The organism is Streptomyces sp. NPDC002181 (genome assembly GCF_042890485.1).
In the GTDB taxonomy this organism is placed as follows: domain Bacteria; phylum Actinomycetota; class Actinomycetes; order Streptomycetales; family Streptomycetaceae; genus Streptomyces.
Map to the genome: position 1 here is coordinate 33,549 of NZ_JBIASC010000017.1, position 21,643 is coordinate 55,191.

Here is a 21,643-nt window from a genome sequence, read left to right on the forward strand (position 1 = left end):
CGCCGTCGATCCGAACCGCGTGCCCGACCCGCGACAGTACGTCCGCTGGCGCTGGCGCAGGCCCAGGCCCGGGCCCAGGCACGCGGGTACGCGCCGACGCCGCGCCCGTCGATCCGGGGCGCTGGCCCGATGTCGCCCGCCTTCCCCGCTCCTCGGCCCTGCGGACCGCCTCCGCCCGGTGGATCGTCGAGAACGCCCTGGCCAAGACCCCGTTGCGGATCCGGCAGGGGGGTCGGCAGCACGCCGAGGCCTCCCCGCCCGGCGACGGCGGTCCCGGAGCTCCGACACTGTTCCTGCACGATCCGGCCGCCTTCCACCGCCGGATCGGCGCCGACGGCCTCATCGGCTTCGGTGAGTCGTACATGGCCGGCGAATGGGACGCCGACGACCTCGTCGCCGCACTCACGATCCTGGCCTCCCGCGTGGACGCCCTCGTACCCGCGCCCCTGCGCCGGCTCCGGGGCGCCTGGGTCCACCGGCGTCCCGCCCTCGAACGCAACACCCCGGACGGGGCCCGCGACAACGTCCGCCGTCACTACGACCTGTCGAACGACCTGTTCGCCCTGTTCCTGGATCCGAGCCTGACCTACTCTTCGGCCGTCTTCACCGCGCTGCCCGCCGCGCACGACGACCTCACCGCCGCCCAGCACCGCAAGATCGACCGGCTCCTCGACCTCGCCCGTGTCGGTCCGGGCACCCGCCTGCTGGAGATCGGCACGGGCTGGGGCGAACTCGCCCTGCGCGCCGCGGCCCGGGGCGCCGAGGTCCTGACCGTGACCCTCTCCGCCGAGCAGCGCGACCTCGCCGTACGGCGGATCGCCGCCGCCGGACTGACCGACCGGGTCACCGTCGAGCTGAGCGACTACCGGCAGGTCCGGGGCAGCTTCGACGCGGTCGTCAGCGTCGAGATGATCGAGGCGGTCGGCGCCGAATACTGGCCCGTGTACTTCGCGGCGCTGCGCCGGCTGCTCGCACCCGGGGGCAGCGTGGCGCTGCAGGCCATCACGATGCCGCACGCGGGCATGCTGAACACGGCCCGCACGCACACCTGGATCGGCAAGTACGTCTTCCCCGGCGGGCTCATCCCCTCCCGGGAGGCCATCGCCCGGGAGAGCGCCGCCGCGGGCCTGCACATCACCGATGACGCCGGGTACGGCGACCACTACGCGGAAACCCTGCGGCTGTGGCGGGAGGGTTTCCTGCGGCAGTCGGAGGCCGTCACCGCACTGGGCTTCGACCGGGTGTTCCGGCGCATGTGGGAGCTGTACCTGGCCTACTCCGAGGCGGGGTTCCGCGCGCACTACCTCGACGTGCGCCAGATCCGCCTGGTGGCCGACCGCGCCGTACCGGGGAGGGCGCGGTGAACTGGAGCGCGCTGACGATCAACCTCGCCGCCTCGGCCGGCGCGGCCCTCGCCGTGATGGTGGCCTTCTTCGTGATCTCGTTCCGCGCAGGGGTCCATCGGATCGTGGACATCGCCTGGGGCGTCGGTTTCGCCGCCGTCGCCCTCGTCACCTGGGTCCTGTCCGCGGGTCACGGGGACGAACTGCGCAGGTTCCTCGTCGTGGCGGCCACCTGCGTCTGGGGGCTGCGGCTCGCGCTGCACATCGCCCGCCGTGCCCGCGGCCACGGCGAGGACCCCCGCTACGCCAGGATGCTCGCCCGCGCTCCCGGCAGCCCCGCCTGGTACGCACTGCGCAAGGTCTACCTCCTCCAGGGGCTCCTCGTCTGGATCGTCTCGCTGCCCGTGCAAGCCGCCGCCTACCTGCCGGGCGGTCCCGACGCCCCGATGGTGCTCGGCCTCGTGCTGTGGGCGGCCGGCCTGGGCTTCGAGGCGGTGGGCGACCACCAGCTCGCCCGCTTCAAGTCCGACCCCGCCAACCGGGGCCGGATCATGGACCGGGGCCTGTGGGCCTGGACCAGACACCCCAACTACTTCGGCGACTTCCTCGTCTGGTGGGGCCTGTACCTGACGGCGTGCGCGACCTGGCAGACGGCGGCCCTCACCCTCGTCTCACCGCTGGCCATGACGGGGCTGCTCGTCTGGGGCAGCGGCAAACGACTCCTGGAGGCCCATATGGCCGACCGCCCCGGATACGCCGACTACAAGGCCCGTACCGGCGGATTCCTGCCCCGCCCGCCACGCGGTGCCGCTGCCGCGCGCGGGACCCGATGACCACGACCAGGATCGGGTCTCGGCCGCCCCCGCCCCCCGGTGGCTAGGGCGAGGACGAAAGACGGCAATGCCGGCCGATGAGGTCCAGGGCCTCGCGCAGACCGGCCGGGCAGAACATGCCCGGAGCCGCCGGGCGGTTCGCCCAGCCGGGGCCGGCCAGCACCACCAGCGGACGGGTCCGCGCTCCCTTGATCCCGAATCCGGTCTTCGCGACCATGCGGGCCAGCGCGGGGCTGGCGGTGTGGCGCGACTGGGACCACAGCACCACGGCTGACGGGCCCATGCGCCGTACGGCGGCGTTCAGTGCCTCGGCCGGCACGTCCGCGCCCAGCATGCGCATCGGCAGTCCGCGCTCGGCGAGGCCCGCCGCGAGTGCTTCCAGGGGAAGGGTGTGCTGCTCACCCGGAACGCAGGAGAGCAGCACGGGCGCTGCCCCCGGGGCCGTCGGCGGGGCGCAGGCGATGCGTCTCAGGGCGGTGGAGATGTGCCATGAGAGCAGGTGCTCCACCTCGACGTAGCGTTCGTCCGTGGACTCCCACTTGCGGCCGACCGCGTGGAGCGTGGGTGCCATGACCTCTTCCCAGCCGGTCACCAGCCCGTGGGTGGCGAGCAGGTCCGCGAGGAGCCTGTCCATGGTCGGGCCGTCCAGCCGGACCGCCGCGCGGGCCAGCCCTCTGAACTCGTGCCTGACCTCATCGAGCGGCAGGCCGTTGCCCGAACCGGGGGAGCGGCCTCGCCGCACGGCGGCGGGGGGCCGCGGCGGCGGTTCGGCGGGCACGGGGGCCGTGCCCGCTCCCGGCGGGCGCCCGGCTCGGGAGAGGGCAGCGCCGGCAGCCTCGGCCGGTGGCACTCCGGACGTGGTGAGCCGGCACATCTCCTCCAGCATCGCGATGTCCTCGGGTGCCCAGCGCCGGTGCCGGCCGCCCTCGCGGACCGAGGGGCCGATGCCGTACCGGCGGTCCCAGGACCGCAGCGTGGTGGGCGAGACCCCCAGGCGCCGGGCCACGGCTCCGGTCGTGACGCGGTAGGACGAATCAGTCACATCTGCCTCCACCCCTCTCTTCGGGGGCCACCGTCCCGCCGGATGCAGGCGAGTCCCGATCAGCGGCCCGATGTGCCCGGCCCGCGGGAGGTCACCGGTGGGCGAGCACGTTGACGACCCGGCCGTTGGGGTCGCGGACGAAGAACCGCCGCACGCCCCATTCCTCGTCCTGCAGGGGATGGACGATCTCCGCACCGCTGTCCCGCACGGCCGCGTAGGCCGCGTCCACGTCGTCCACCTCGACGCTCATGTCGGGGACGACCGGGGCGGTCTCGTCACGGGTCATGAAGCTGATCTGGGCCGCCGGACTGGCCGGGGAGGCGAGCGTCATGATCCAGCCGTGGTTCATGACCTCCTCGAAGCCCAGGAGGCCGTAGAACTCCCGGCTTTCCTGCGCGGCCTGCGACTGGATGTTGGGCACGACACGGCGAACGGTCATCGACAACTCCGGTTGGAGGGGTGGGACGGTCACGCGTCAATGGTCACCGCCTTCGCCCACCGAGTAGATCACGGCGATGAACACGAGCACGGTCGCGGCGAGTCGCACGATCTCCGGGGCGGCCCACCCTTGCTGCACGGCGACCACGAGGACGGCGGTGAAGGCGTACGGCCATGAACGGCGCGGCGGCCGGGTGAAGTTCGACATGAGGGCCTCCAGGTTCGGTGATCGGCTGAAGTCCCAGGCTGACCCGTGATGGGATTGTCCGCCTGGGCCTGGGGGCGCTGCGCAGGTGACGGGCCGCACGTCGGTGACAACGCCCCGGTTGTCTGCGAGACAAGGCGGGGGGCGGGGCGCATGGCACGACCGTTGGGGGAACTGCAGGGCGGGACGGAGGAGGCGAACGAGCTCGCGCGCTGGCTGAGAAAGATCACGAACGGGGTGGGCGTCCGGCAGCTGGAGGCCGACTTCCCGTACAGCAAGTCGCTGTGGACGCAGTTCCGCAACGGCAGTCGCCTCATCCCCCGGGACCTCTTGGACCAGGTGGTGAGCCGGTACCTCCGGGAGCCGGCCATGCGGCAACGCCAGCTCGACGAGGGGCGCCGGCTCCTGGAAGAGGCGCTGCGCAGTGCGGCGTCACCCCGGACCGCGGAGCGCGACGGAGCGCCCACCGCTCGTCCGCGGCCCGCGGACGCGGTCGCGCACGCTCTGCTGAGGCTCGATGACGCGCGGCTGCGCCAGATCGAGGCGATACGGCGGCTGAACGCCTCCGAGCGGCGGTGCGACCGGCTCCAGGACCTGGTGTCCGCACTTGAGCAGCGCTGCACGCTGCTTGAGCACGAGCGGGACCGGGCGCGCGACGAGGTACGCGCCGAGTTGCAGGGCCAGGTGCAGATGTCGGCGGAGTACCGGCGCCAGGCGGACGTCAAACTGAAGCGCGCCCGGCGCGCGCGTGAAGAGGCGTACGAGCTGAGGCTGGCGGCCGAGGCACAGGTCACCCGCGCCAAGCTGGACGTCCGCCGGCGCAGCGGAGCAGAGGTCGAGGACATCGCTCCCCTCGTCGCGCCGGCGGACGGCGCCGATTACCTGACTCCGTTGGGGGACGTCGCGCCCGCGCTGCATGCCATCGACGAGGAGCTGGACGAGAACGACCAGGGGATGGACGCGCTCCGCGCCGCGCTGCGGCTCCCCGCCGCGGACCGTCCGGCGCACGACTCCCGGATCGTGCGGGGAGTGGTGGAGAAGGGGGCCGACCCGTCTTCCGGGGTTGTCCGCGTCTTGGCGGAAGACAACGCGGACGGCGAAGACAACCGGGACGGCCGGGGCGATGGACGGCGTTCGGTGGCGGGGCGCCGCAGCCGCAGGACCATCGCCGTGAGCCTCGCCCTCGTGACGACGCTCGGGGTGTCACTGGCCTGGGATCCGCCGCCTCCCGGTACGTCGACGCGCGATCCCCTGCGGGCCGGCCATGGAAACCACCTGACGATCGGCGTGGCGGTCGACGCCCCCGGTCTGAGCGAGCTGCAGGACAACGGGCTCCACGGGTTCGAAGTGGACATGGGCACGCGCCTGGCCCGGGAGCTCGGCTTCGACGAGGGGAGCGCACGCCTGGTGGCGCTGAACATGAACGAACGTGCCTCGGCCGTCCGGACGGGGCAGGTCGATGTGGTAATCGCCCGCGTCGAGGTGACCAGCGCACTGAGAAAGGAGGTCAAACTCGTCGGACCGTATCTGAGGACCTATCACGGAGTCCTGGTCGGGAAGGGGGACAAGACCATCTCGCACTTCAAGGACCTGGCCGGCCGAAGGGTCTGCACGCGCGCGTACTCCAGCTCCCAAGAAGCACTGCTCAGGAACAACGAGGCCGTGATCGTGACCCGGCCGGACACCCGCGACTGCGTCGAGGCCCTCCGGGTCCACGAGGTGGACGCGGTCATCGACGATCAAGTCGTCCTCTACGGCTACACACAGAAATTCGACGACTTCGAAGTGCCGCCGGCCGCGACGGACGGGCAGCAGGCGGGCTTCTACGCCATCGCGCTGCCCCAGGGGACTCCGGACGAGTCGTGCAGGAACGTGTTCCGTGCCCTGCAGGCGTACGTACGAGGCGAGTGGAAGCAGGACTTCCAGTCCCGGCTGGGGAACGTGGTCCAGGCGTTTCCCACGACGTGGAACGCGTTCACCCCATCCGAGGGCGACATGAACGAGCGTTCCTCCTGCCCGACCTGATCGCCCGCCGGAGCGACGAGGCTCCCTCCGGCAGCCCTGCGCGGGCCGGGCCCGGGCCGGCCCGCGGCCGGCCGTGGACGGAGCCGACCGGATTCGAACCGGTGTCCTCGCGGTTTTGGAGACCGCGCGCGTCGACCTCTGCGCTACGGCTCCGCCCGCCCGGCATCCTAAGCGGTGTCGTCGGAGTCCCCTTCCGGCCGGCGCCGTGAAACCGGGTCCGGGCATGACCGGCCACGGCCCCGTGATGACCGGTGCAAGAGGCCACTTGGACGGGAAAAGCGCAACTTCGACAAGGCCCGCGCAGACGGCTACCTTCACCTCGTCTCCGGCGATCGCCCACGGTCGCACCGGAGTTCCTTCAGCCTGAGCCACCCGCGCCGGGATGAGTGGGTCCCGCCCCGCGCATCCCCGCCCCGGGCCCGAGCCACCGAAACGGGTCCACGAAACGGGTCCACGAAACGGGTCCACTTCCGGCACCCCCGACCAGGGAGACGCATGCCCCATCTCGCGCTGTACACGTTCGGCGTCCTGAAGTCACCTCTCGCCGATCCCGGACCCCTCACCCGCGAGTTCTACGACCGGGGTGAGGCCGTGTACCGGAAGATCAGCCGGCATCCCGGATACCTCGCTCGTGCCGAAGCGGTGGACGGTGACCGGGGCATGCTCTTCGGGGCGGACTGGGGCGCATGGGGGGAGTTCGCCGTCCCGGCCTGGTACGGCAAGGGCCGTACGGTGGAAACCACCGCCCTGGCCACGACCCTCTCACTCTGGACCGGCCTGCGCCCCGCCTTCGACGCCGTCTACACCGGTCTGCACCGTGAGGCGCTGAACAGGCGCTCCGACTGGTTCGAGAAGACGGCACATCCGAACCACGTGTTCTGGTGGGTCTCCGACGGCGCGACACCCACCTGGCAGGAGGGGGTGTCCAGACTGGAACACCTCCACGAGCACGGCTCCGCGCCGCACGCCTTCACCTTCCGCCGCTCGTTCACCCCGGAGGGAACTCCGACCCGCACATGACCGTCGGCCGACGGGGCAGACGAGGGGGCAAGACAAGATCCACTCGCCGTGGGGAGACGAACCATGAACGCAGAGCAGCAGGCCGCCCCGTACACCGTGCCCGGCATGGACCCGGGGGAGGCGCGGCAGGTCGCGGACCTCCTGCAGGCGCGGCTGCACGCGCTGAACGATCTGCACCTGACCCTCAAGCACGTGCACTGGAACGTCGTCGGCCCCCACTTCATCGCCGTCCACGAGATGCTCGATCCGCAGGTGGACGCGGTCCGGGAGATGGCGGACACCACCGCCGAGCGCATCGCGGCCCTCGGCGGGGTGCCGGCCGGCACCCCGGGCGCCATCGTCGCCGGCCGGACCTGGGACGACTACGACGTGGGGCGGGCGGACGCCGTGGCCCACCTGGGCGCCCTGGACCTGGTCTACACGGGTCTGATCGAAGACCACCGGAGGGCGGTGAAGGCCACCGACGAGCCGGACCCGGTCACCCAGGACATGCTCATCGGCCAGCTGGCACGCCTGGAGCAGTTCCAGTGGTTCGTGCGGGCCCACCTGGAGTCCGGCGGCGGCCGTCTGAGCACCGCGGGGGCCCACACCCTGCGGGAGGCGGCCGGCCGGGCATCGGGCGAACCGCGTACCGCCTGAACGCGCACGCCTGACCCGCCCCGGGCAACGGCTCGGGTCAGGCCGTCCGCGGAGGCTGCCGGGCCGGCGGCAGCCTGAGAGGGGTCGTGACCGCCGAGCAGAAGCCGGCCAGGCCCGCTGCCAGAGCAGTGCGGGAGGCCGGCGACATCGCGGCCATCGCCGTCGCCAGGGCCTCCTGCCGGCTCGCGCGCAACCGCTCCAGGTACACCCGCCCGGCGGGTGTCAGCCGCAGCAGCACCTCGCGGCGGTCGTCGGACCCGGGGTGCCGGTCGAGGAATCCGACGGCCTGGAGGCGGTCGCACAAGCGGGTGACCGAGGGCGGGGCCGCCTCCAGCAGCCTGCCCAGCTCGCGCAGGTTCATCTCACCGTTGCCGTCGACCAGGAACAGCACCCTGGCCTGGGCGGACGAGACGGGAGGGGCGCTGACCGTGTCGCGGCCCCGCTCCCAGACCACCTCCAACAGCTCGATCAGCTCGCTCATTTCCGCCACCGCCGGCATGACCGGCTTGGGAGAGCCGATCGGCCGCTGACTCATGTGACACTCCCTACCGGGCATACGAGCCGGCTTCCCACCGAACCGGCGGCTTCGTGGTCCCCATCTTGACAGCCGGAGAGAGGCAGGTAGCGGTCCGGTGGCTGGAGGCGACGCAGTGGGGCGCGAACTCAGGGACGCGGCCCCGCACGAGCTGTTCGAGAAGGTCCGTCACGTCCTGACCCGCGATCACGGGGCACGGAGCGCCGAACTGCTGATGGCGGACTACGCTTCGGCACGGCTCCAGCCCGTCACGGCGCAGCCCTTCACGGCCGAGTCCGTTTCCGCGCTCGACAGCCCCCAGGGACGGGCCTTCGGCTCGCAGCAGCCGCACGTCGCCGACGTGGGCGACGGGGTCGTCGTCCACCTGCCGGTGAGCGTGCGCGGCGACCGGCAGGGAGTCCTGAGCGTCGGCTACGCGGCGGGAGCCTACGACCCCGCCCTCCTCGGCCCGCTGATGGACGTGGCGGCCGCGCTGGGCCACGAGATCCTCGTCGCCGACCGTGACACCGACGTCTTCCTGCAGGCCAGACGGGCCAAGCGGCTGACCCTGGCCGCCGAGATGCAGTGGCAGCTGCTGCCCGGACGCGCCTGCTCCCGGCCCGAGTACGACCTCGGCGCCCAGCTGGAACCCGCCTACGCCATCTTCGGCGACTGTTTCGACTGGTCGGCTTCCGCGGACCACCTGACCCTGACCGTCAACAACGGCATGGGCGAGGGCATCGACGCGGCGCTCCTCACGAGCCTCGCCGTCAGCGCCCTGCGCAACGCCCGGCGGGCCGGACTCGGCCTCGAAGACCAGGCGGCCCTGGCCGACCAGGCCCTGTACGGTCAGTACCAGGGACGGCTGCACCTGCCGATGCTGCTGCTCCGCTTCGCCTTGGACACCGGCGAGGTCGAGGTCATCGACGCCGGATCGCCGCGCCTGTGGCGCCTGCGCGGGGGAGCGGTGGAGCAGGTCGCGCTCGAAGCGCAGCTGCCGCTCGGCATGTTCGAGGACTCCGTCTACACCTGCCAGCGCTTTCGCGTACTGCCGGGAGACCGGCTGTTCTTCCTCAGCGACGGTGTCTACGACGTCATGTCCCCGGCCGGGGAGCCCTACGGCCGGCACGCGCTGAGCCGGGCCGTCATGAACACCCGGCTGCTTCCGCCCTCACAAGTGCCCCGCGCGCTCCTGGAGCTGCTCGCCGAACACCGGGGCGGTATCGAGGCGGCCGACGACGCCATGGCCCTCTGCCTCGACTGGCACGGCCGGGCCGGTACGGAGCAGGGCGAGCCGTAGGAGCGGCCCGGACGGGACGGTGGCACAGTGGTGGCATGCCCCGACCCGGCCCGGCCAGTGCGCCCGAGGACCCGGCCGCGGCCCTCGGCGCCGCGGCGGAAGTCCTCGCACTCCTGCAGGCCCGGGGCCAGGACGGCGCGTCCGCGGCCGTCTCCCCTTCCCAGATGCGGGCGCTGCTCGCCGTCGAGGGCGCCGAGGGGATCAACCTGCGCGCCCTCGGCGCCGTGCTCGGCTCCCGCCCGCCGTCGGTCACCAGGCTCTGCGACCGGCTGGAGGCCATGGGACTGCTGACCCGCTCGCCGCACCCGAGCAGCCGGCGCGAGGTGGAGCTGCGCCTGACGCCCCGCGGCCGGATCGTGGTGGACGAGCAGCGGGCCATCCGGGCGCGCGCCTTGTCGGCGGTGCTCGCCCGGATGACGCCGGAGGCGGTGGACGCCCTGGTGACGGGTATGGCGGCCTTCCGGGAGGCGGCCGCCGCGCTGTTCCCGGCGGGCCGGCCCTCGGACCCGCTGCCCGGCCGGGCCCAGGGGTCCGAGCGGATCGAGGACAGCGCCTGACGGCGAGCGGTTCCCGGGGCGGGTCCCGACGCCCTTGTCGGGGAGGGCATAATCATTGAGTTCGTAAAACATTGCCTCACGGCAATGATCATTCTACGCTTGTTCGGCGCTACCGGGCGTCCGGCGGGCGTCCGCTTCCGGCGGTGACGTCCGCTTCCTGCGGTGAGAAGGGACAGACGCGACGCCATGGCGAGCACTCTCGGGCTGGGGCCACCGCACCCCGCCGCCGGCACGCCACCGCGGCAGGCGGTGAATCCGCCGCGGCAGGCCCCCTCCGCGGAAGCGGACGACTCCCTCGCGCTGTGGGACGGCGTACCTCCGTACGTGCTCCTCATCGAGGACGACGAGGGCGACGCCCTCCTCGTCGAGGAGCTCGTCGAGGACAGCGGGATCGACGTCCGCCTCGGCCGGGCCTCCTCCCTGGCCGAGGCCCTGCGCCTGATGCGAGCCGAGGCGCCCGAGTGCGTCCTGCTCGACCTGCACCTGCCCGACGCCCAGGGCCTGGACGGCCTGACGAAGGTCCTCGCCGTGTCGGCCGAGGTCGCCGTGGTCGTCCTGACCGGACTGTCCGAGGAGCGGGCGGGGCTGACCGCCGTCGCAGCGGGGGCCCAGGACTACCTGATCAAGGGCCGCTTGGAGCCCGACGTCTTCATACGGGCCATCCGGTACGCGATCCAGCGCAAGCGGACCGAACTGGCGGCCGTCGCCCTGGAAGCGGGCAGACTCCGCGCCGAGGAGAACGCGCGTCTCGAACGGGGCCTGTTGCCCACGCCCCTGCTGCTCGACGCTCCTGTCGAGGCCGTCGCGGTCTGCGCCCGCTACCACCCCGGTCGCGCTCAGACGCTCCTCGGCGGGGACTTCTACGATGTCGTCCAGACCCCTGACGGAGCGACGCACGCCGTCGTCGGCGACGTCTCGGGCCACGGCCCGAGCGAGGCGGCGCTCGGCGTGTGCCTGCGCGTGGCCTGGCGGTCCTTCGTCATGGCCGGCGCACGCGGCGCCGAACTGCTCGGCCTGCTGGAGCGGATCCTGCTGGCGGAGCGCTCCGGCCCGGAGATCTTCGCCACCCTGGTCTCCCTCACCCGCACGCCGGGCACCGCCGCCGTCTCCGTACAGCGCGCCGGCCACCCCGGCTTCCTGGTCCGCGCCCCCGCAGGCGTGGAGCTGCGGACCGTCCCGGGCGGCCCGGCGCTGGGGATCATGCCCGGCTGGGGCGCCGGCTGGCCCGTCACCGAGGTCCCGGTGGAGGCGGGCGGCGCCGTGATGCTCTTCACCGACGGCCTGATCGAAGGGCGCATCGGGCCCGGCTCCGACCGCCTCGACGAATCCGGCCTCCTCCGGATCGCGCGGCTCCACACCGACCTGCCCGCCGAACCGTTCGTCGACACCCTCATCCAGGCGGCGCAGGGCCTCGCCGCGGACTGGGGCGGCCTGGCCGACGACGTCGCCGTACTGCACCTCGAATGGAACCCACCCACGTGACCTCTCCCGCACAGCCGACGGCAGGGCCGCCCGAAGGGCGGGCCCCGGAGCGCCGCGGGCCGAGCCTGCAGTCCTGGCTGACCACGGTGCTGGTCGTCCTGGCCCTCATGGTCGTCGGTACGGGCGCCATCGGAGCAGCCCTCCTCTCGCACACCACCACGGCCGGAAACCGGCTCGTCGACGGCATCCTCCCCGCCCAGCGGGACGCGCTGCGGCTGGAGAGCTCCCTGCTCGACCAGGAGACCGGGATCCGCGGCTACCTGCTGGCCGACGAACCCGCGCTCCTGGAGCCGTACGAACGGGGCCTGGTGAACGAGCGCGCGGCCGCCGGGCACCTGTCGACGCTCCTGGACGACGACGCCGGCGTACGCGACGACCTCGCGGCCGTGGAGGAAGCGGCCCGCGTCTGGCGCGAACAGTTCGCGACCCCCGCCATCGCCTCCGTGGACAGCGGCGGCCCCCCGCCCTCGCTCCAGATCGGCAAGGACCGCTTCGACGAGGTCCGCCGGCGGATCGCCGCCCAGCAGGCACGCCTGGACCGCATCCAGGCCGACGCCCGCAGCACGTTCGGTGACGCCCGAAAGCAGCGAGACCACATCCTCCTCGCGATCGTCGCCGCCTTCCTGCTGGCCGGCGCCGCTCTCGCGGTCCTCCTCCACGTGGGCGTGCTGCGGCCGCTCGCGCTGGTGCGGACGGCCTCGCGGCGCGTCGCGGACGGGGCCTTCGACGAGGAGATCCCGCTGCGCGGTCCCTCCGACCTGAAGGAGCTGGCCCGCGCGGTGGAGGCCATGCGGCACCGGACCGTCGCGGAGCTGACCGTGTCCCGGCGCAACGCCGAGCGACTCGACCGGACGGCCGCGGAACTCGACGCGCAGGCGGTGGAGCTGCGCCGCTCCAACGCAGAGCTGGAGCAGTTCGCGTACGTGGCCTCCCACGACCTCCAGGAACCGCTGCGCAAGGTGGCCTCGTTCTGCCAGCTGCTGGAGAAGCGCTACGGGGACCAGCTCGACGACCGCGGCACCCGGTACATCGCCTTCGCCGTGGACGGCGCCAAGCGGATGCAGGTGCTGATCAACGACCTGCTGGACTTCTCCCGCGTGGGCCGCGTCCAGGACGCGCGCGAAACGGTTCCGCTGGACGGCCCGCTGGACCGGGCGCTGCGCAACCTGGCCACCGCCGTCGAGGAGAGCGGAGCCGAGGTCACCCGGCCCGAGCGGCTCCCGGACGTGGTGGGCGATCCCATGCTGCTGACCATGCTCTTCCAGAACCTGGTGGGCAACGCGGTCAAGTTCCGCTCGCCCGACCGTCCTGCGCGGGTGGAGGTCGAGGTGGTCGAGGACCCCGGTACGGAACCGGGTTTCGCCTCCTTCGCCGTCACGGACAACGGCATCGGCGTACCGGCGGAGTTCGCCGAGAAGGTGTTCGTCATCTTCCAGCGGCTGCACGCCCGGGAGACCTACGGGGGAACCGGCATCGGTCTCGCGCTCTGCAAGAAGATCGTCGAACACGCCGGCGGCCGCATCGGGATCGACACCGCGTACGAGCCGGGCACCCGGATCGTCTTCACCCTCCCCCTCGCCGCCCCACCGGTCCCCGTACCCGCCGAAGCGCCTACCGAAGGAATCCTTTGACGAGCATCCCCGCCCACCGGCCCCCGGCCGCCCCCGCCGAAGTCCTGCTGGTCGAGGACGACGAGGGCGACGAGCTGATGACCCGTGAGGCGTTCGAGGACAACAAGATCGGAAACGTGCTGCACGTGGTCCGCGACGGTCTGGAGGCCCTGGACTTCCTCTACCGCCGCGGTGAGCACAAGGACGCGCCCCGACCCGACCTGATCCTGCTCGACCTCAACCTGCCCAAGTACGACGGCCGTCAGGTCCTCGAACAGATCAAGACGGACCCGGAGCTGAGCCACATTCCCGTGGTCGTGCTCACCACCTCCGCCGCCGAGGAGGACATCCTGCGCAGCTACAAGCTCCACGCGAACGCCTACGTGACGAAGCCGGTCGACCTCGACCAGTTCATGCGGGCGATCCAGCAGATCGACGACTTCTTCATCACCGTCGTCAAACTGCCCCGCGCACGGTGAGGGCCGGACGCGGACGGAGCACCATCGAAACCGGGCGAGAGAGGCGGAGAAGCCGGCCATGAGCAGGGAAACGTACGACGCCGAAGCACGCAGCCACGTGGAAACGCGTTCCGAAGGGGACGTGCGCATCGTGGTGATGGCGGGTGAGTTCGACATGGACAACGTGGCCGCGCTGAGGGTCGCGATGGACCCGTTGGCGCCCGGCGTCGCCCGGTTCGTCCTGGACGTCGCCGGGGTGACGTTCGTCGACTCGACCGCGCTCAGCGTCATGCTGCAACCCGCTCTGGAGCGGCCGGTGGTCCTGGCCGGTACCGTACCGGCCCGCCTGGCCCGGCTCCTGGAGATCACGGGCGCCGACGTCGCGTTCGCCACCGCGCCCGACGTGGCCCGGGCGACGACGATGGCCGTGCCACCGCGGGGACCGAACCCCTCGGTTTGAGCCCCCGAATCCCGGCGATACGAGGTCGAACAACGTTCGGCATCCGCCGGGGTCCCCGGTCCGACCAGGGCCGGGGACCCCGGCGCGCCAAGGGAGGGGGCGTGGTATGGCCACACCGGAAGAAGAACTGCCGGGCTCCGTACGGGGCATGAGGTCCACGGGGCGCGACGCGGTCCTCGCGATCGGGCTGCTGGCCATCGGCATCGGCGGCCTGGCGGCGTTCCTGAAGGCCGCGCGGACGGCGGAATCCGGGCTGCCGGCGGCTCCGATCGCCGCGCTGGGCATATCGCTGCTCGGCGTCGCACTGGCGAAGTGGAGCATCGCACCCCACCGGCGCCGCGTCCGCGCCCCCGGGCCCGCGGCGGCGCCGACCGCCGCGTACCAGGCGCCGCCGGCAGCCCTCCCCGAAGTCGGGGGCGGGGCCCTGGACCACGCCGCGGCGGACGCGGACGGCTTCGAGCACACGGTGGCCGCCCTGTGCGCCCGGGACGGGTGCACCTCGGTGGAAGTGGTCGGCGGGGCGGGCGACCTCGGGGCCGACGTCCTCGCGACGACGGCGGCGGGGCTGCGGGTGGTGCTCCAGTGCAAGCACTACGCGGCGGACAACCGGGTCGGGTCGCAGGACCTCCAGCGCTTCGGCGGCACCTGCTTCGCGGTCCACGAGGCCGACATCGCGGTCCTCGTCACGACCAGTACGTTCACGGCTCCCGCGGCCGAGTACGCCGCGACCTGCGGGATCGTCTGCGTCGACGGCGATGCCCTGGCCGCGTGGACGGAACAGGAGGAGCCCCCTCCGTGGGAGACCTGCCGCCCGGGACCCGCATCGAAGCCCTGCGAGGACCCGGCCCGGGCGCCGTCGCCGTGACCCGCACCGCACCGGCTCCGCACCCCCGGCGGTGAGGGCCGCCCGGGGGGTCAGGCCAGGCGCAGGACGGTACTGATCGTCTTGCCCTCGGGGTGCGTACGGCAGTCCACTCGCTCCGCGAGGCGCTGGACGAGCGGCCACCCGTAGCCCCCGGGGCGCTCGACCGTACCCGTACGCGGGGCCGGAAGGAGGGGGCTGGCGTCGCCGATGGAAAGGTACAGCAGGCCGTCCGCGACGCCGGCCCGGAAGGCGGTGACGCCGCCGCCGTGGCGGATCGCGTTGCTGACGAGTTCCGAGGTGACCAGCAGGGCGTCCGCCGCGGTGACGCTGTCGAGGCTCACCCCGGCGAGCAGCAGGACCTCGCACACCCGGGCGCGGGCATCGGCCGCGGAGCCGGGCGGCCCAGTGGGCAGGAGTTCGCCCTCCCCCCGCTGCCGGGGGACCGCTACGTCGTCGGAATCCCGTGAGGTGTTCATGATTTCAGCGCCGCCTCCACGCTGTCCGCCATCCGGAAGGCGGAAGCGGCTCCGGTGACTTCGAACAGCCGGCGCACCGCCGCCTGCAGCGGGCCGGCGAGGACGAGGACCTCTCCGGCGGCCCGGTGGGCCCGTTGGGCGTCGAACAGGGCGTGCAGGACCGAGGAGTCCGCGAAGCGCGTGCGGGACAGGTCGACCACCGTACGCACCAGACCGTTCACCGCCGTGCCGGCGAGCGCGCGGGCCAGCGCGGGTGCGTGTTCCTCGTCGATGTCGCCGCACAGGCTGACCACTGCCACGCCTCGGTCGGTGGTCGTCGTGACGACCGCTTCGTTTCCGGTCACCCGGACATCCTCCTACAGCCGGAGCCGAAGGGGGCAAGGGGGTGGGGGAGCGGGGGAGCGGCGGGCCCTTTCGGGCGGGACCGCGCAACCTCCCGGGTGACGGCTCGTCATGCCGTTGGACCAAGGCCCGGTTGCGGCCGGTGCGGTCCATGGAGGATGGTTGCCGTAGGGCAACGATGTTTCCGTCTTGACGAAGAGGTGAGGGGTTCGCGCAGCGGGCCTTCGATGTGTGGTTCCTTCCCCGCAGATGACATCCGGTTCGCCGGCGACGGACCTCCCGTGGAACGAGGCCCCGCACCCCGTGCTCGCGGCAGATTCCCGTGCGCACCTGGTGTTCGCCAACGAGGCGGCCCGGCTGGTGTTCCCGCGGGCCCGCCCGGGTGCCGCCCTCGCCGACGTGGTGCCCGCCTGGCTGGCGACTGCGCACGCAGGACAGGTGGCCGACGCCGTTCCCGCGGGACGGCCGGCGACCGGGGCGCGCCGGCCCGCGCACGGCCTGGTGGGCGAGGGGTCGTTCGAGGCGCACCCCACCGTCCGTGAGGACGGCACCGTGGTGTGGTGGCTGGTGGACGACACCGACCACCGGCTGGCCCGGGAGGCCCTGCGGACGGAACAGGAGCGCACGGCGTTCCTGGTCCGCTCCTCCAACCTGCTGCTGTCCTCCCTGAACCCGGACCGCTGCATGGCCGCCACGGCGCAACTGGCGGCGGAGCACCTCACGGACGCGGCCTTGGTGATCGCCCCCGCGCGCGGCTCGGAACTGCCGGTGGTGAGCTGCGTCCGCGGCGGTACGCCGTCCGCGTCGCTCCTGCCCGTCGATCCCCAGGAGGTGCCGGGCCTGGCGGAGGCGCTCCAGGGTTTCCCGCCCGTTCCGTCCCGCTGGATCGATTCCGCCTGCGCTCCGGCCTGGCTGGTCCCGGAGGGCCTGGACGCCGTGGGGTCCGTCGTCGTGACCCCGCTGCCCGGCCACGGTGTGCCGGCCGGCGCCCTCGTCCTCCTGCGCGGCACCGGCGCCGCCGCCTTCACGGAGGGGGAGGAGGTCTTCGCGCGGCTCTTCGCCGCCCGCGCCGGCGCGGCGATGTCGGCGGCACGCCTGTACGCGGAGCAGGCGTCGATCACCGACACCCTGATGCGCGAGCTGTTGCCGCCCGCCCTGCACCAGGTGGCCGGGGTGGAGTACGCGGGCGGCTACCGCCCGTCGAAGGAGCACGAACGGGTGGGCGGTGACTTCTACGACGTCCACCCCGCCACCGGCGAGGGCGACGCGTCGCTCGTGGTGCTCGGCGACGTATGCGGCAAGGGCCTGGAAGCCGCGGTCATGACCGGCAAGATCCGCAACACGCTGCACGCCCTGCTGCCCATGGCGGACGACCACCACCGGATGCTCAGCCTGCTCAATTCCGCCCTGCTGAACTCCGAGAGCACCCGGTTCGCGACGATGGTGCTGGCCTCCGCGGCGCGTGACGGAAACTCCGTACGGCTGCGGCTGACCAGCGCCGGTCACCCCGCTCCGCTGGTCCTGCGCTCCGACGGCCGGATCGAGGCGGCCGCCACGCACGGCACCCTGGTCGGAGCGCTCCCCGATTTCTCCGCCGAGACGGCGTCGGTGACGCTGGCGCCGGGCGACGCCTGCGTCCTGTACACGGACGGGATCAGCGAGGCCCGGGGCGGCCCGCTGGGCGGGGAGATGTTCGGGGAGGAGCGGTTGGGCCGGGCTCTGGCGGAATGCGCGGCCATGCCCGCCCAGACCGTCGTCGACCACGTGCAGATGCTCACCGCCCGGTGGGTGGGCCGCGGCCGGCACGACGACATGGCCATCGTGGTGATCTCCGCACCGCGCACCAACCACCTCAGTGCGGTGGACGGCCACACACGGGGCAGGTTCACCGCATGAGTCTTCAGCACGGAGTGACCGGCCTCACCCGTACGGGCGCTCTGGCCGAGCGCGTATGGGAGGCCGTCATGGCCCTCGACGAACCCGCCGCGGTGCGGGCCGTCCTGCGGGCGCTCGACGACGGCCTCGACCCGGAGGCCGTCCTGATCGAGGTGATCGGCGCCGTACAGGGGCGGGTGGGCGAGGAATGGGCCGCCAACCGCATCAGCGTCGCCCAGGAACACGCCGCGACCGCCATCAACGACCGGGCCGTGGCGGCGCTGGCACTGCACCCCGCGGCGCGGACGCAGCCCCGCCGCGGACGGATCACGGTGGCCTGCGTGGACGGCGAATGGCACGCCCTGCCCGCCCGTCTGCTCGCCGAGGTCCTGCGGATCCGCGGCTGGCACGTGGACTACCTCGGCGCCCAGGTACCCGCACCGCACCTCATCGCGCACCTGCACCGCACCGGCCCCGACGCGGTGGCCCTCTCCAGCTCCCTCCCCACCCGCCTTCCCGCCGCCCACGCCACCATCACCGCGTGCCAGGCCGTCGGCACCCCGGTGATGGTCGGTGGAGCCGCCTTCGGCGCCGGTGGCCGCTATGCCCGCCTGCTGGGCGCGGACGCGTGGGCCCCGGACGCCCGCACCGCCGCGGACGACCTCGCCCGCGGACCACTGCCCCGGCCCGGGCCCGCCCACCAGGCCATCGACGACCTCCCCCACCTCAAGGACCAGGAGTACACCCTGGTCGCCCGGAACCGGCCCCGCCTCGTCCGCGAGGTCCTGGCCGAACTGGAGGACGCCTACCCCGCCGTGCGCGACTACACCGACGCGCAGCGCGAACGCACCGCCGAAGACCTGTCCCACATCGTGGAGTTCCTCACCGCCGCCCTCTACACCGACGACGAGGAGCTGTTCAGCGGCTTCCTGCTCTGGACCGCCGACGTCCTGGCCGCCCGCGGCGTCCCGTCCGCCTCCCTGCTGCCCGCCCTGACGCTGCTGGGCCGCCGGCTCGTGGACTTCCCCCGGGCCGTCGCCGTGCTCCGGGCCGGCGCCGACCGCCTCACCCTCGCCCCCCTGACCGCCGCCGGGGCCGCCCGATGAGCGGCGCGCCCTCCACCCCGCTCCGTCTGTCGTGCCGCCATGCCGACGGCATCCTCCGCATCGAACTGCGGGGCGACCTCGTCCACCGGCACGCCGACCTCCTGGTCCACGAGGTCGGCCGAGCACTGGCGGACCTCGGGGCGCCGCGCGAGGTGAGGCTGGACTGTACGGGCATGATCCGCGTCGACCCGGGCGGCTTGTCGGCCCTGCTGATGGTGCGCCGCCGCACCGACGCGGCCGGCTCGGCACTGCACCTCGACGGGCGGCCACCGCAGCTGGAGAAGCTGCTGGCGCAGACCGGCACGCTGGCGCACTTCACGTCCGGCTCCGGCGCCCGCACCCCCGAGGAGGGACCCGCGCAGGAGCCCGCCCCGACCCCCTCCACCGCGCCTCACCCCACCGCCTGACGCCGATGGCGGGCGCCCCGTGCCCGTGCCCCGCGAGGGCTGCCGCACCCCCGGCGGCCACTGATCCGAAAGACCTGGCCACATCAGGGCGTGCGGCGGCGGGGCAATGGCACCTGCGAGGAGTACCGTGACAGGGGTCCGGCGGACGTGTCGACGGCGGGGAAGCTCCGTCGCCCGCGCGTCTCGCCCCTCATACGCCCTGCCCAGTCACCCCCCCCGGCTGGGTCAGGGCCCGGCCCCGGCCAGCCTCCCCCCCCCGGCTGGTCGGGGCCCCCGCACCCGGCCGGCGGCTCGGACCCGTACGCCGTACTCCGGCGCGGTCCGCGGTGGGGTCAGAGGTCCTGGATACGCCGGAACGGGCGGTCGGCCTCCAGCTGGAACGCGACCTCCAGCAGTTTCCCCTCACCGCCGGGGCGGCCGGAGAACATGACGCCGATGGGCAGCCCGCCCTCCGCGGCGCTCGCGGACGGCACCGAGATCGAGGGCGTGCCGACCACGTTGTCGACCGGGGTGAACGCCACGTACGCGAGGATCCGTTCGATCAGGGTCGGATAGGGAACGGCCGGGCTGAGATGACCGATCGGCGGCGTGGTGTGGGCGAGTACGGGCGACAGCATGAGGTCGAGCCCGCGGAACGAGGCCGCGTACGCCTCCCTCGTGCGCTTCAGCCTCCGCAGTACTCCGGGGGTGCGCCGCCAGTTCCGCAGGTACTCCTCGCGCAGTCCCCGGCTGAGGCCGTCCATGCGGCGCCGGTCGAAGTCCGCGCCGAGGGTCCGGCCCGTGAGGCCGATGAGGAAGGACAGCATCCCCCAGTACGCGAGGAAGTCGTCGGTGAAACTCGGATCGATGGCCAACTCCACGGGCTCCACACTGTGGCCGAGCCGCTCCAGCGTGGTCACGGTCCGTGTGAGCGCGGCGCGCGTCGCGGGGTCGGAGCGGACCCCGTTCGGCGAGTCCAGCAGGAACCCGATGCGCAGCCGCTGCCCCGAGGGGCCTTCGACCAGGCCCAAGGGCGCCAGCCCGGGGCTCGGCCGGTACTTCTCGGCGGCGGAGAGGAACGCGGCGGCGTCCCGCACGGAACGGCTCACGATTCCGTCGCAGACCAGGTCGAGGGGCAGCTGACGGCTCTGGGCGTTCGCGACGACCCGGCCCCGGGTCGGTTTGAGGCCGACGAGTCCGCAGCAGGCGGCCGGTATGCGGATCGATCCACCGCCGTCGTTGGCGTGCGCGATCGGTACGGCCCCGGCCGCGACGAGGGCCGCGCTGCCGCCCGAGGAACCGCCCGCCGAGTATCCGGTGTGCCACGGGTTGCGCACCGGTTCGGCGCCCTCGTACTCGGTGGTCGGGCTGAATCCGAACTCGGGCAGCCGGGTCTTGCCCAGCACCGTGACGCCGCTGCTCAGGAACTGTCGGGTGAACGGCGCGTGCCGCCGCGCCGCGCCCGGACGGAAGGCCGCGCTGCCGTGCCCGGTGGGCAGGCCGAGGTAGTCGGTGTTGTCCTTGACGAAGGTCGGCACCCCGGCGAAGGCGCCGCCCGTCGCCGCAGCGGGCGCCGGGCCGTCGACGTGTGCCTGGACCGCGCCCAGCCGTGCCTCCACCGCCCGTACCCGCTCCACGGCGGCCCGGGCGGCTTCCGCGGCGGAAACCTCGCCCCGCCGGATCGCCGCGGCGAGACCGACGGCGTCGTGCTCCCCCAGGGCGTCGTCCGAGAAGGCGTGCACGATGGTCTGTTCGTCGAAACTCGTCACCGCTGTCTCAGCCCCCGGCTTCGTGGATGGTCGCCGCCATCATTGCCTACCGTCGGGTAACACGCGAGGGTTTGGCGACGGCACCCTTCAGCGTTTGTCGCGTTCGAAGGTCAGGAGCAGGTCCGCCGCGACGCTCACGGCGATGGCGGCGGGCTCCTTGCCGGTGATCTCGGTCATCCCGATCGGGGTCTTGATCCGGTCGATGGCGGCGGGCTCGTGGCCGCCCTCGGTGGTCAGGCGGCGCCGGAACCGGGCCGCTTTGGCGGCCGAGCCGATCAGTCCGATCGAGCCGAGCCCGGCGGTGCGCAACGCGGCGTCGCACAGTGCGGCGTCCTCGGCGTGGTCGTGGGTCATGATCAGGACGTGCGTCCCGGGTGCCAGCTTCGCGAGCACGTCCTCCGGCAGCAGCGGTGTGTGGTGCACGTGGATCTGCGCCACCGCATCGGCGAGCACACCGAGCCGTTCGTCCGCGAGCTGCTCGGGGCGGGTGTCGATCAGGTGCAGATCGAGGTCGTGGCGGGCCAGGATGCGCGCCAGCTCCCAGCCGACGTGCCCGACGCCGAAAATCGCCACCGCCGGGACCACCGGGAGCGGCTCCAGCAGCACGCTGACGGTTCCGCCGCAGCACTGAACGCCGTGCGGGCCGGTGACCTTGTCGTTGAGGGCGAACTCCATCAGCTCCGGCTGCGGATCGGGCTCCGCGATCGCCTCACGGGCCCGGTCGATGGCGACGGCCTCGATGTTGCCGCCGCCGATCGAACCCCAGGTCCCGGTCCGCCCCACGACGAGTTTGGCACCGGCCCTGCGGGGCGCGTGGCCGCGCACGGTCGCGACGGTCACGAGCGCGCCGGGCTCCCGGCGGGCCCGCAACCGCGCGACCGCGGCCACCCAGCTCATG

Annotated in this window: 23 protein-coding genes and 1 tRNA gene; 15 read left to right on the forward strand and 9 right to left on the reverse strand. The window is 73.1% G+C overall.

What is annotated here, in order from left to right:
* The first annotated feature begins 8 nt into the window (after positions 1–8).
* Both ACFYXV_RS31020 and ACFYXV_RS31025 read left to right on the forward strand, forming a co-directional pair.
* On the forward strand, positions 9–1,364 hold the full coding sequence (locus ACFYXV_RS31020; protein WP_389384730.1) for a class I SAM-dependent methyltransferase: 1,356 nt from the start codon (positions 9–11) through the stop codon (positions 1,362–1,364).
* Positions 1,365–1,420: 56 nt separating this feature from the next.
* Positions 1,421–2,176, forward strand: coding sequence for a DUF1295 domain-containing protein (locus tag ACFYXV_RS31025; protein WP_389384731.1), 756 nt, complete (start codon positions 1,421–1,423; stop codon positions 2,174–2,176).
* 43 nt (positions 2,177–2,219) lie between these two features.
* Here ACFYXV_RS31025 and ACFYXV_RS31030 read toward each other — a convergent pair whose 3' ends face one another.
* From ACFYXV_RS31030 to ACFYXV_RS31040, 3 genes are all read right to left on the reverse strand, one after another.
* Complete coding sequence (locus tag ACFYXV_RS31030) at positions 2,220–3,218, reverse strand: MerR family transcriptional regulator (RefSeq protein WP_385462592.1); 999 nt, start codon at positions 3,216–3,218, stop codon at positions 2,220–2,222.
* Positions 3,219–3,309: 91 nt separating this feature from the next.
* Positions 3,310–3,657, reverse strand: coding sequence for a VOC family protein (locus ACFYXV_RS31035; protein WP_385462589.1), 348 nt, complete (start codon positions 3,655–3,657; stop codon positions 3,310–3,312).
* A 36-nt stretch (positions 3,658–3,693) separates the two neighbouring features.
* A complete protein-coding gene (locus ACFYXV_RS31040; RefSeq protein ID WP_383350903.1) occupies positions 3,694–3,864 on the reverse strand; it encodes a hypothetical protein in 171 nt (56 codons plus the stop codon).
* A gap of 150 nt (positions 3,865–4,014) precedes the next feature.
* Between ACFYXV_RS31040 and ACFYXV_RS31045 the strand changes: the two genes are divergently transcribed.
* Positions 4,015–5,886 carry a transporter substrate-binding domain-containing protein gene (locus ACFYXV_RS31045; protein WP_389384667.1) on the forward strand — a complete coding sequence of 624 codons (1,872 nt, stop codon included), beginning with the start codon at positions 4,015–4,017 and terminating at the stop codon, positions 5,884–5,886.
* A 78-nt stretch (positions 5,887–5,964) separates the two neighbouring features.
* Here the strand turns inward: ACFYXV_RS31045 and ACFYXV_RS31050 are convergent.
* A tRNA-Trp gene (locus tag ACFYXV_RS31050) sits at positions 5,965–6,039 on the reverse strand.
* A gap of 342 nt (positions 6,040–6,381) precedes the next feature.
* Between ACFYXV_RS31050 and ACFYXV_RS31055 the strand changes: the two genes are divergently transcribed.
* Positions 6,382–6,906 (forward strand): DUF3291 domain-containing protein, encoded by a 525-nt coding sequence (locus ACFYXV_RS31055; RefSeq protein ID WP_389384668.1) that lies wholly within the window; start codon positions 6,382–6,384, stop codon positions 6,904–6,906.
* Positions 6,907–6,969: 63 nt separating this feature from the next.
* A complete protein-coding gene (locus ACFYXV_RS31060) occupies positions 6,970–7,545 on the forward strand; it encodes a Dps family protein (protein ID WP_389384669.1) in 576 nt (191 codons plus the stop codon).
* A gap of 37 nt (positions 7,546–7,582) precedes the next feature.
* Here ACFYXV_RS31060 and ACFYXV_RS31065 read toward each other — a convergent pair whose 3' ends face one another.
* A complete protein-coding gene (locus ACFYXV_RS31065) occupies positions 7,583–8,080 on the reverse strand; it encodes a MarR family winged helix-turn-helix transcriptional regulator (protein WP_385462577.1) in 498 nt (165 codons plus the stop codon).
* A 115-nt stretch (positions 8,081–8,195) separates the two neighbouring features.
* Here ACFYXV_RS31065 and ACFYXV_RS31070 point away from each other — a divergent pair, with 115 nt between their 5' ends.
* From ACFYXV_RS31070 to ACFYXV_RS31100, 7 genes are all read left to right on the forward strand, one after another.
* Positions 8,196–9,359, forward strand: a complete 1,164-nt coding sequence (locus tag ACFYXV_RS31070; protein WP_389384670.1) for a PP2C family protein-serine/threonine phosphatase — start codon at positions 8,196–8,198, stop codon at positions 9,357–9,359.
* A 35-nt stretch (positions 9,360–9,394) separates the two neighbouring features.
* A complete protein-coding gene (locus ACFYXV_RS31075; RefSeq protein WP_389384671.1) occupies positions 9,395–9,916 on the forward strand; it encodes a MarR family transcriptional regulator in 522 nt (173 codons plus the stop codon).
* Between the two features lie 186 nt (positions 9,917–10,102).
* Positions 10,103–11,398, forward strand: a complete 1,296-nt coding sequence (locus ACFYXV_RS31080) for a PP2C family protein-serine/threonine phosphatase (protein WP_385462568.1) — start codon at positions 10,103–10,105, stop codon at positions 11,396–11,398.
* The gene (locus ACFYXV_RS31085) at positions 11,395–13,029 is read left to right on the forward strand and encodes an ATP-binding protein (protein WP_389384672.1); all 1,635 of its coding nucleotides are present in this window, start codon (positions 11,395–11,397) and stop codon (positions 13,027–13,029) included. The genes ACFYXV_RS31080 and ACFYXV_RS31085 overlap by 4 nt, the downstream gene beginning before the upstream one ends.
* Before the next feature lie 5 nt (positions 13,030–13,034).
* Positions 13,035–13,487, forward strand: coding sequence for a response regulator (locus tag ACFYXV_RS31090; protein ID WP_383350929.1), 453 nt, complete (start codon positions 13,035–13,037; stop codon positions 13,485–13,487).
* 58 nt (positions 13,488–13,545) lie between these two features.
* Positions 13,546–13,926, forward strand: coding sequence for an STAS domain-containing protein (locus ACFYXV_RS31095; protein WP_389384673.1), 381 nt, complete (start codon positions 13,546–13,548; stop codon positions 13,924–13,926).
* Between the two features lie 106 nt (positions 13,927–14,032).
* Positions 14,033–14,791, forward strand: coding sequence for a restriction endonuclease (locus tag ACFYXV_RS31100; protein ID WP_389384674.1), 759 nt, complete (start codon positions 14,033–14,035; stop codon positions 14,789–14,791).
* 50 nt (positions 14,792–14,841) lie between these two features.
* On the opposite strand, the gene ACFYXV_RS31105 is transcribed toward ACFYXV_RS31100, so the two are convergent.
* Both ACFYXV_RS31105 and ACFYXV_RS31110 read right to left on the reverse strand, forming a co-directional pair.
* On the reverse strand, positions 14,842–15,267 hold the full coding sequence (locus ACFYXV_RS31105; RefSeq protein WP_389384675.1) for an ATP-binding protein: 426 nt from the start codon (positions 15,265–15,267) through the stop codon (positions 14,842–14,844).
* On the reverse strand, positions 15,264–15,611 hold the full coding sequence (locus ACFYXV_RS31110; protein WP_389384676.1) for an STAS domain-containing protein: 348 nt from the start codon (positions 15,609–15,611) through the stop codon (positions 15,264–15,266). Before ACFYXV_RS31110 ends, ACFYXV_RS31105 begins: the two co-directional genes overlap by 4 nt.
* Before the next feature lie 247 nt (positions 15,612–15,858).
* Between ACFYXV_RS31110 and ACFYXV_RS31115 the strand changes: the two genes are divergently transcribed.
* From ACFYXV_RS31115 to ACFYXV_RS31125, 3 genes are read left to right on the forward strand one after another with little or no spacing between them, the layout of a single operon-like run.
* The gene (locus ACFYXV_RS31115; protein ID WP_385462551.1) at positions 15,859–17,505 is read left to right on the forward strand and encodes a PP2C family protein-serine/threonine phosphatase; all 1,647 of its coding nucleotides are present in this window, start codon (positions 15,859–15,861) and stop codon (positions 17,503–17,505) included.
* Entirely contained in the window at positions 17,502–18,590 is a 1,089-nt protein-coding gene (locus ACFYXV_RS31120; protein WP_389384677.1) for a B12-binding domain-containing protein, read from the forward strand. The genes ACFYXV_RS31115 and ACFYXV_RS31120 overlap by 4 nt, the downstream gene beginning before the upstream one ends.
* Complete coding sequence (locus tag ACFYXV_RS31125; protein ID WP_385462545.1) at positions 18,587–18,997, forward strand: STAS domain-containing protein; 411 nt, start codon at positions 18,587–18,589, stop codon at positions 18,995–18,997. The genes ACFYXV_RS31120 and ACFYXV_RS31125 overlap by 4 nt, the downstream gene beginning before the upstream one ends.
* A gap of 332 nt (positions 18,998–19,329) precedes the next feature.
* Here the strand turns inward: ACFYXV_RS31125 and ACFYXV_RS31130 are convergent, their stop codons facing one another.
* Positions 19,330–20,745, reverse strand: coding sequence for an amidase (locus ACFYXV_RS31130; RefSeq protein WP_385462542.1), 1,416 nt, complete (start codon positions 20,743–20,745; stop codon positions 19,330–19,332).
* A gap of 87 nt (positions 20,746–20,832) precedes the next feature.
* Positions 20,833–21,642, reverse strand: coding sequence for a xanthine dehydrogenase accessory protein XdhC (gene xdhC, locus ACFYXV_RS31135; RefSeq protein WP_389384732.1), 810 nt, complete (start codon positions 21,640–21,642; stop codon positions 20,833–20,835).
* Position 21,643 lies beyond the last annotated feature (1 nt).